Source organism: Vibrio ouci (assembly GCF_004551525.1).
Classification (GTDB): Bacteria; Pseudomonadota; Gammaproteobacteria; order Enterobacterales; family Vibrionaceae; genus Vibrio; species Vibrio ouci.
The window spans coordinates 1-9,689 of sequence record NZ_SATR01000072.1 but is presented as its reverse complement, the minus strand read 5'-3'; the positions used below and the strand labels follow the sequence as shown (position 1 = coordinate 9,689).

The window sequence follows — 9,689 nt, the reverse complement described above, 5'->3', positions numbered from 1 at the left end:
GCCAACTTTGGCAGCACTTCAGACTTTGTCATTGAGAGCCTGGAGAGCACATACCCTTGCGAGCACAACACACATTTATCCACCGTCCAGTGAGTCCCATAGCAATCTCTCACTCATGACGCGCTACCGCTGCCTTTGAGTCAACCTCCACACCTACGTCGCGTTATCGATGTCACGCGGCGTACTGCGTTATTCCCAAGCTATTCGCAACCCCTTTGTGACTCTCTTTTTCATTAGAGGAATGCTTATGCACCCAACTAACCGCAAGAAAAGCAATCACTTTACCCGTGGAGGCCAGGTCACCTTTCACGCCATTACCATGTTCTTTCAAGTCCACAATAAGCTTGTCAAACTCCTTAGCTGGGGAGTGGTTGCCTTAACCTTACTTCTTACTTATTTCACCTCCCCTGCCAATGCGTTCTGGGGTGAGTTCTATTACTTGCGTAATGTTCTGTACGCTAAGCTGGGTAAGCCGCTCGACAGCTCGGTGACCACCCTTTGGGAAGGCCAGCGCTATACGGACACGCTCGCCTCTCAACTGCAAAACCCCGTCCTGCTTGAGATCCACACCACGCTTTGGCATCACCTTCAGCTCTACTTCCTTGTTTCTTTCGTCATTGGTATGGCCCTCTTCCTGCTCGTTTTACGCTTTTTCAACGAACAAGGTGAGAAGCAAGGTGAAGATTTTCATATTCGTGGCTTTCGCTTAGCCCCTCCTGAAGCCATCACCAAAGAGCTCAAACAGCGCGCTAAAGCCCATAAGAAACGAGGCTATGGCGACGGTTCAATATCCGGTTTCAAAATCGATGGTCACGCGCTTTTGAAACAGTACTTCGAGGTTCAGCACTTACTCATTGATGGCACCACCGGGGCGGGTAAATCAATCATGATACGCAAACTGGTTCGGTGGATACGATCACGAGGCGATAAAGCCATCATCTACGACAAGGGATGCACCTTTACGGGCAAGTTTTATAACCCTGCTACCGACATTATCCTCAACCCGTTTGATAAACGCTGCGCCAACTGGGATGTGTGGTGTGATGCGACTGAAGCCCCTGATTTTGAAAATATGGCGGCCGCCTTGATCCCCCAGCATGGTGAAGGCGATCCATTCTGGGTGGATTCCGCCCGAACCATCTTCTCCTCCACCGCTTACCGGATGAGCCAGGACACGAATAAGCCTTGTACCACCGAGCGCCTGCTCAGTCTCATCTTAACCTCGGAACTCGACACTCTGGGCAACTTTCTGGAAGGGACCGAGTCGGCTTCACTCGTTTCAAAGGACATTAAAAAGACCGCGATTTCCATCAAATCGGTGCTGGCCACGTACATCAAGAGCCTGCGCTTTTTAGATGGTCTGAACCACCCAGAGCGCCCCGATACATTCAAACAAAAGTTCTCGATCACCGACTGGGTGCAAAATGATGAACAAAACGGGTTTCTGTTTCTATCGAGCAGTGCTCAGCAGCACGCCTCATTAAGGCCACTTATCTCAATGTGGCTGGCCATCGCCTCTAACGCCATTCTGGGGCTGCAGGAAGACGACAAGCGCCGTATTTGGGTCATCATGGATGAAATGCCAAGCCTGCATAAACTGCCTGAACTGGGCGCGATCATTGCTGAAGTTCGAAAGTTTGGCGGGTGCTATCTGATAGGCATTCAGTCGTATGCCCAACTCGTAAAAACCTATGGCAAGAATGCCGCGGAAGAGATGTTCGATTTGCTCAACACACGTTTCTTCTTTCGAGCGCCCTCGGAGCCAATGGCTCGCATCGCAGCGAAAGAGTTAGGTGAACAGGAAGTGGATGTGTCAAAAGAGAACGTGTCTTATGGCGCCAACACCTTACGTGACGGCGTCTCTCTTGGTCACCAAACCATTACCCGCCCGGTCGTCTCCGCCAGTGAGATCCAGGCACTTGACGACCTGCAGTGCTATCTGCGTTCACCGGGCATTGATCTCATTACCCGGCTCGATCTGGAATTCGACAAAATGCGCGATATTTGTGCCTCGTTTGATAAGCGGGCCATTGTGCTGTCATCCGCCATGACTAAAGTCTACGAACAAGCGATTTACCATGAGTGTGTTGCGCCGGGCCTGTATCTCAACGAAGAAGATCGTCGAAAATTAACCGACGCTCAGGAGGCAACCTTTGAGAATGACGCGCAGATGAAAACGGAAACGGATCAAATTCAGAAAGCGATAAAAAGCGACACCGTGAGCGAGCTCGTCAATCAAGCCCCTCGAATCAAACAAGAGCAAGCTTATCAGGAGGAAGCGCAGCGAAATATCGAAGAAGCCTCTATCACCCGGGAGGCAGAAATCGGAGATTTGAGCGATTGACGGGTTTGAGTCACTCCGCTCGCGAACCACGATATCACATCGCCAAAGAGTGACCATCCCTCTGCAGTTTGGCACCGTGCTCACTGGCGCTTAAACATCACCATATGTATGCGTTAGCCCAAACACGGATAGGAAAAAGCCCCGAATGAACGATAAATTCAAACGAGGCCCTTACCATGTCTAGCAACTTGCCACTTGATAGTAGCCTCTTACTTCATAGGAGGCAAATCACGCCTAATAAACGACTCAAGCTCGGACATTGATAGAGGTAAAATTTTTGTGTTAAGTGTGCGGAATATTAAGTATTCAGCAATACTTAAATAATGTCATGTGAGCTATTGTCTATCATTATGTGGAAAAGGTATAGTGCGCGTTCTTTATGTGCCCCCTAAATCGAAGTTATGACAATTAGAGCTAGAGAAGCATCAAAATTATTCAATAGCAATAAGCTGGCAGCTTTGGCTGACGGTGACTATTCCTATGTGGAAAAAGTGGCTAGAGAGTTTTTGAATCAAGACGTTAGTAAGATTGCTGTTTGTGATATCTATGATCACACTTATCAACGTTTAAGCCAAGAGTATCGTTCGGAATACTACTTCAAAAACACAATAGCTCGCAGAAGGTTACTGGGGCGTCACTCCTTAAAAACTGCAACCATGCTATCTGAATTTCGAGTTGGTAGTAGTAAAGCAGATTGTGTCATCCTAAATGGTAAGTCTACATGTTATGAAATTAAATCAGAGTATGACACGCTAAACCGTTTAGAAGAGCAATTGAATGATTACCTCAAGTTGTTTGATGAAGTCTATGTCGTATGTTCTGCAAAAAATCTCGAGAGTGTGCTGAAAGCGGCTGACGAAAGAGTCGGAGTTCTGGAACTCACTCGAAAGAACTATTTTAGTGAAAAGCGTGCAGCAACACCTCGGGTTGATCCGATAAACGTTGATTTATTGGTCAAATCTTTACGAAAAGAAGAATATATAGAATTAGTTAGGCGAAACACTGGCGTTATCCCCTCTGTTCCCAATAGCAAACTCGTCAGCTTTTGTAAGTCAGCTCTCAAAACTGTAGATCCAGAACAAATTGCAACAAGTTTCATTGAAGTTCTAAAGGAAAAGCGTTTAAATGATAGTAACTTATTGAATGCGTTACCTAGCTCCTTGATAAATGCAGCTATTAGCTATCAGTTTTCCAGTCTCCAAGTTGAAGCGCTAAAGAGCATATTCGGAGCTTGTAAGGAGAGCAGATGTATTTCCCATACCTCAGAGGAAAGCAGTTTGAGCTGATAGCTATTAGAGAGCTATCAGAATTCATTTCGCCAGATTATTTTAGACCTTTAATCGAGCCAGTAAGACGTAACTTATCCCCCCTTATAAGAACTGTTAAACACATCAATGATAAAGGCTTTTCTCCGCTTATTGTTATAAACCCTACAGTCGGTGAATTTTCTCACGATCATGACTTTTTACTAGACGAGTTGGAAGGTAACGAACTTAGTTACTTACCTTGCGCAGTAATACGAGGTGGAGAGTCTGCATCTGCCCGTGAAAGTATAAGTCGGTTAAAACAACCTTTCGCAATACAGATCACTGAAGGAGTTGACAAAGAAGGTATCGCACTCGCTCAAGATGCAGAGTTGGTAGTTGTTGACTATGACCTTCCACCACTTGCTATAAATAGGCTAAACAACGTTGTTCTTCTCGGTGATTTCTTTCGTAAGCAGAAAAGAAATGCGGACTACCTAAAGGAGTCCTCATTTTCACATCTGCACGCAACATTCTCGTCTCAGAGAAACGTTATTGGCTTTGGTGACTATACAATGATAGGCAGTGAGTATAGTGAATCGGGAGGTCCAGCGTATGTAGTAACTATCCACGCTTCGTATATTAATGAAGATATGTTTGATGAGATGTTTATCCGCCACTATTCATCTACAGACGATGGGACGCCAACTGACCCAGCAGGTAAATTTGCAGAAGCATTGGCTAAGTTCATTTCTGAAGCAGATGAAACCCCAAGCATTTTTTATCAATCAAGCGCACTGGATGGGTTTCGAAAGCTGCATAACAGTGGGCATTTCCCTGGATTAGGACAGGTAAAAAAACTCTCGATGGAACACCATATCGAAACAGTATGCAACTATCTACAGGGTAAATAAATGTCTCAGTGTTGCTTAAATTGTTTCACAGATAGCGCCATCATTGAGTTGATACAGAGAGAAGGTGACATTACTCGTTGCTCTTTCTGCAATTCTGATGAGGTTCTGTGCATTACTCCTGATAAATTGACAGGCCTTTTTGAGCTAGTGCTTGGTTGCATAGTTGAAGATGAGTACGGAGAAGAAATTCAAAAAGTCTATGTTGATGAGTTGAAAATTGTTTCAGAAACTGTCCTGCGGCCTTGTGAGTTAATTACACAGATAATGGGTGATGGTTTTAACGAAAAAAGATTCGCTCTAAATGAAGGGATTGCTGAATATCAAGATGCGTGGAACGCTTTTAAAAACCACTTAATTAGAGAAAACCGTTTTTTCCCGAACAACTCTCTTTACGGTAAAATCTTCATCAACGAGATCAACAATGAAGAAGCAATAACGAAAGAAGCGGCTGTTTTTCTTCGAACGGTTGACGCTTTAAGTCGTCCTCGAGATAGCGGTTCTATTTTTTATAGAGCAAGAGTTTCTGAGAAGGCTCTGGGCCGCAATGAAATGGGAAGTCCTCCAGCTGAAATTGCTTCGGCGGGAAGAGCGAATCCCGTCGGCATCCCATATCTGTATATTGCCGAAGACTTCGATACTTGCTGCCAAGAAGTAAGGCCAAGCAATGGTGCAAAAATCTACGTATCTAAGGTTATTGCAGCAAAGGATTTGAAACTGGTAGATTTGACCGCACCAAAACAGAAAATTGCCCTTCTGAAGTTTGAAGAAGAAGAAATTGAACTGACGTTGAAATGTCTAAACCTTTTACAGCAGTTTTCTGAAGAGCTATCAAAACCAGTGCTCCCAGAAAAATCACATTTGGACTATATTCCAACGCAGTTTATCTGTGAGTATTTGAGAACGATTAGCTCATATCAAGGTATCCAGTCATATGATGGGATTATCTTCAATAGCTCCTATGGCTCAGGAAAAAACGTTGTACTGTTTTCTGATGACGCTGTAGTAATCGAAGAGCCGGTTGCACATACGGTCACTTCGGTCTCTGTTGAGGTAGAAAAGGTTTAAGCTTCTTTGTTTTATTACTGGATGGAGTTCCAATAATAAATCGTAAAGATCTTTAATATATACATGGCAATGTCTGCAAGCAGTGGCGGCGTTTACGAATTCTCGAGAGACTTGTTCTGGTCCTCCGAAACCTGTATATACAGGTTCATTGTCTTGTTATGAACCTGGCTTGTGACTTCACACCGCCCCCATCAGTCGTTGCTTCTTATTTCGTTAGCCATTGTTGCACAGCCAACCGCAACATCACGATTACCTCATTCAACACTGCATCATGCTAAAGCATGTATCAACCACCACAGAGTAGCCATCCCTCTGCATTTTGCTACAATGCTCACGGGCGCTTAGACATAACCATGTGTAAGCGCTAGCCCAAACATGGATATGAAAAAGCCCCGAATGAACTATAAATTCAAACGAGGCCCTTACCATGTTTCACAACTTGATAATAGCCTCTTACTTCATAGGAGGCAAGTTATGCCTAAAAAAACGGTTCTCGGAGCCTTAGTCGTGGTTTGTATCACGGCGGTCATTTTAACTGCGCTTTATACCGGTTCGCTCTGCGATGTCCGGTATAGAAATCAGCAAGAAGACCTTAGCATCAAGCTTGCCTACGAAGTAAGGTAAGGTCAAAGGGCAAGAGCTTGCTCTTGCCCTTTTCTTTATCCCATTGTGATCCTGGTTTCTAAGCGCCCACACTCTTGGTGGTTCCCATTAAGGAAACCCCACTATGATGTCCATCAGTCCCCTAAAATCTGCCCCTAACGCAGCTCAATACTACCTAAACGAAGAAAGCTCCCAAGATCTGCCAGACACGACTCTCGAAAAAGACGGTAACGATAACTACTACCTCAGAGAAACAGAACGATGTGAACACACCTTTTGGTATGGAAAGTTAGCGGAGCAAGCGGGATTGCTCGGCAAACCCGTTGAGCAAAACACCTTAGAAACGGTACTGTCAGGAACGCTTAATGAAGAGACGATTAAAGGCAAGCGTAACGACCACAAGTCAGGTTACGACCTGACCTTCTCCGCCCCTAAAAACGTCAGCATACTGGCGTTAGTCGGTGGGGACACTCGCCTCATTGACGCGCACAACAATGCGGTGAAGTTTGCCCTTTCAGAACTTGAAAAAGACGTCGCTCAGGTGACACAGATTAACGAAACGGGTGAACGAGAGTTTCACAACACCCAATCCATGATTTTTGCCGTGGTTCGCCATAAAACCAGCCGTAATAACGACCCGCAAATCCACTCACACACACTCGCCGCCAATATGACCCGGGATCTGGAAGGCAATTTACGCACGCTCGCGTCCAACTTAAAACAAAAAGGAGGCGTTATTAATGGCAGTGGTGAACGCATTTATCACTTTCAGAAGTACTATGGCGCGCTCTATCAAAGCCAGTTGGCCAAGGCGTCCCAAGAGCTTGGGTATCAAATAACAGGATTGGGTAACGCTCAGTTTGATATTGAGGGTGTCCCTGAGTCACTGCATAAAGCGTTCTCTACGCGTAAACAGCAGATTGACCAACAATTGCTGGATTTCGGGCATGATTCCCGGGCGGCCAAAGATGTCGCAGCCCTGGATACCCGACCAGGTAAAACGTACCACAGCGACGCCACCTTACATCACCAATGGCAGGAAACCGTAAAAGGGCTCGGGCTTGACCCTGCCCTTATAGTCAAACAGAGCCAGGAGAGCCCACACAAAACCACCCACGCGACGCGATGCGCTCACGAGGCGTTCTCCCGCGCCATCGCCCACCTGGGCCAATACTCCACATCGTTAAGTCTTGAGAAAGTCATTGAAACTGCGGCCTCTGACTTTACCAAAGGGAGGCAACAAGCCAATGCGATCGATATAAAGCAAGTGGCCGATGAATGGATAAAGGAGGGAAAACTGGTGCCATTGGCTGAGAAAGGTCACTACACCTCTCATGCAATGTTACAAAACGAAAAAGCCCTCATGGACATCACCAAAGGCCGCCGTCATAACATGCGCACCAATGTCGATAACGCCACCCTAAGCCGTTTAAACATCGCCCGGGATAACCGCCAGAAAGTGGCCGATATCTACCGTTCAACCAAACAATTTCATGTGGTCAACGTCTTTGGCTCCTCTGAGCAAATTGCACGCACCCTTCTGAACGTAGGCAATCACAGCGGAAAACGGGTGCAGCTTATCTCTCAAAATGCTCTGCACCATCGCCAAAACCAGCAAAACATACCGCGAGAAAGTCGCACGTTTGCCACTTGGGTTAAGCACTTATTCCAAGAGGATCAACGTCATACTCTATACGAACTCTTGCACTCCGCGCTCCCTTTGACCAATAAAGATGTGCTCCTGGTCGACCATGCCAACAAGATGAGCGCCGAAGAGTTGATATCCCTGACTAACACAGCCACTCGCTCCAACAGCAAAGTGGTTTTGCTTAACTGCGTATCAAGAAGACAAGCGGTGAAAGCGCACAGCGCCATTGGTCTCTACACCAAAGGGAATGTCACCACGCATACCTGGGTCAACAGCAAACAGGCAGACAGTCTGGTGCGACTGCATCATCGAGACGAACACAATATTGCCCGCACCTACGCCGATTTGCCTGACAAAGCCAACACACAGGTGTTGGCCACCTCCGGGGTTGAGCAACGACGATTAACCGATGAGATCCGAGCCACATTGAAAAACGAGGGCCAACTTTCACATACCAGCATCACCTTGTTCACCCAAAAGGCTCATTACCTCTCACAGCCCCAGAGAGAGTTGGCCAAGTATTACAAAGCCGGTATGACGCTCAGACAGTGGCAAAACGGAAAACCTCACGACTTTGTGATCGCCAGTGTCGATAAGGCATCCAACACGTTAGAAGCCTTAAGTAAGACCGAGGGGAAAGCGCATACCTTCGATCCCTCTTCCAGGGAATTTACGTCAATGAATATGCAGTTGTTTAAGCCTGATTGCCTTGAAATCTCACAAGGCGAACACATCATGGCCACTGGTAAACACCTTCCGTCACAAATAGAGGCTGGCGAGCGTTACCTTGTCACGTCTATATCCAAAGACACCTTAACGTTCACCAATCATCAAGGCCAATCAAGGACCCTTTCCATTCAAAACCTCAAAGACGCCCCACTCAGCTACGATTATGCCCATTCCGCTAACCAGTTTGAGCCCAAAGCGCATACCTTACTGTCAGGAAAAGCGTTTACGCTTTCAAAAGCGCTACTCAATGACCTGACAGAAAACAGCACTCGCTTAGATATCTTCACGGATCATCCTGAAAAAGCCCAGCAGGCATTAGAAAAAGCAGAAGTGAGACCGTCAGCCATCGAGCGAGTTCTGCATACCCACATGGTCAATGATCGCTATCTATCGCAAGCCACGGAGCCCACGCTCAGATACGACATTGAGCAAGCCATCGCTTTGCTCTCCAAAGAGCAGCACGCGCCCCTATTAGAGAAAGCCGTCAATTTCGCGCTGAACCACCTTTTAGAAAAGGAAGCGGGATTCACGCAAAAAAATCTGGTTATTGAAGCGGTGCGTTATGCGTTTGAAGAAGCTAACCGCCCTATCACCAAGACGCACATTCAAGCAGAGCTGGCTAAACGCAGTGATGCCCTTTCAGCCGAATACAGTGATGGGACACGCTGGACGACAGAAGCAGCGATTGAAACCGAGAAACACATCCTCGGCAATATTGAGCGAGGCAAAGGACAACACAAGCCGTTCGCGACTTCAAAGCAAGTCCATTCCTACCTCAACGCTCACGCTCACCTCTCTGATGGCCAAAAGAACTCGATTCATCTTATTTCAACTACCAAGGACAGTTTTGTCGCCATTCAGGGTTTAGCCGGCACAGGTAAATCCACCATGCTCCAAACCAATATCGCCCTCATTGATCATGTGACCCGGGTTGGCCGAAACCAACCGGAACAAATCATTGGCCTTGCCCCAACCCACTCAGCGGTCAGTGAATTAGAGCATAAAGGCGTGAACGCTCAGACATTAGAGAATGTATTAACCAATCTGCGCCGCGGCGCCACCTCAGCGGAAGCGTACAAAAATACCCTGTTCTTCCTTGATGAGAGTTCCATGGTCAGTAATAAGCAAGCGAAAGAGTTCAC

At 46.6% G+C, this 9,689-nt stretch carries 6 protein-coding genes; all 6 read left to right on the top strand.

The annotated features are described in order from the left end of the window. The first annotated feature begins 247 nt into the window (after positions 1 to 247). Positions 248 to 2,344: a type IV conjugative transfer system coupling protein TraD gene (gene traD / locus ELS82_RS22490; RefSeq protein WP_134837438.1), complete on the top strand. Its 2,097-nt coding sequence runs from the start codon at positions 248 to 250 to the stop codon at positions 2,342 to 2,344. 401 nt (positions 2,345 to 2,745) lie between these two features. Continuing rightward, complete coding sequence (locus ELS82_RS22485; RefSeq protein WP_134837437.1) at positions 2,746 to 3,630, top strand: sce7726 family protein; 885 nt, start codon at positions 2,746 to 2,748, stop codon at positions 3,628 to 3,630. Continuing rightward, a complete protein-coding gene (locus tag ELS82_RS22480) occupies positions 3,591 to 4,502 on the top strand; it encodes a sce7725 family protein (protein WP_134837436.1) in 912 nt (303 codons plus the stop codon). The genes ELS82_RS22485 and ELS82_RS22480 overlap by 40 nt, the downstream gene beginning before the upstream one ends. Continuing rightward, positions 4,503 to 5,567, top strand: coding sequence for an RES family NAD+ phosphorylase (locus ELS82_RS22475; RefSeq protein ID WP_134837435.1), 1,065 nt, complete (start codon positions 4,503 to 4,505; stop codon positions 5,565 to 5,567). It begins immediately after the preceding gene. A gap of 474 nt (positions 5,568 to 6,041) precedes the next feature. Further along, positions 6,042 to 6,191: a Hok/Gef family protein gene (locus tag ELS82_RS26460; RefSeq protein ID WP_167489473.1), complete on the top strand. Its 150-nt coding sequence runs from the start codon at positions 6,042 to 6,044 to the stop codon at positions 6,189 to 6,191. Positions 6,192 to 6,294: 103 nt separating this feature from the next. Beyond that, positions 6,295 to 9,689, top strand: a 3,395-nt coding sequence (traI, locus tag ELS82_RS22465; RefSeq protein ID WP_134837433.1) for a conjugative transfer relaxase/helicase TraI, incomplete at its 3' end; no start/stop codon positions are given.